The organism is Nonomuraea cavernae (assembly GCF_014646355.1).
Lineage (GTDB): Bacteria > Actinomycetota > Actinomycetes > Streptosporangiales > Streptosporangiaceae > Nonomuraea > Nonomuraea cavernae.
On the sequence record NZ_BMNH01000075.1, the window covers coordinates 1 to 676 of the forward strand.

The window sequence follows — 676 nt, forward strand, 5'->3', positions numbered from 1 at the left end:
GCCTGCCTGGAAACACGCCGGATGGGCTACGTACTGGCCATCGCCGGCAACCGGCGCGTCGACCTGGAGGGCGTCGTGCTGAGCGCGGCCGAGGTCGCCGCTCGCGTGGCCGACCGGCACTGGCACCGCTACCGCGCCGGTCAGGGCGCCAAGGGGCCGCGCTGGTATGCCTGGGCCTGGACCCGCATCGACGAAGGCCAGGCCGACGGCTATCGGTGGCTGCTGATCCGGCGCAACCTGACCACCGGCGAGCTGGCGTTCTACCGCTGCTACGCGCCCGGACGGCAGCCGCTGATGGCCCTGGTCAAGATCGCCGGTATCCGGTGGGCGGTGGAGGAATCCTTTCAAGCCGCCAAGGGCCAGGTCGGCCTGGATCACTACCAAGTCCGCGGCTGGACCGCCTGGCACCGGCACATCACTCTGGCCATGCTCGCCCTGGCTCTGCTGGCTGCCATCGCCGCCGCCCAGCCACCCAGCACTACCGACGACCGCATCCCGCTGACCCTGCCCGAGATCCGCCGGCTCCTGGCCGCACTCGTCCTGACCCGGCACCCCTCCATCACGAACGTTCTGCGCTGGTCAAACTGGCGCCGTCGCCACCAAGCAGCCGCCCGGCGCTGCCACTACCAGTGCAGATCCGAACCATGATCGCGAAGTGTCACTGGAGTACTAGGCG

General features: G+C 70.0%; 1 protein-coding gene. It reads left to right on the forward strand.

What is annotated here, in order from left to right:
• Nucleotides 1-648: transposase family protein (locus IEY82_RS38740; protein WP_465263508.1), on the forward strand; the 648-nt coding region annotated here is incomplete at its 5' end.
• Between the last annotated feature and the right edge of the window lie 28 nt (nucleotides 649-676).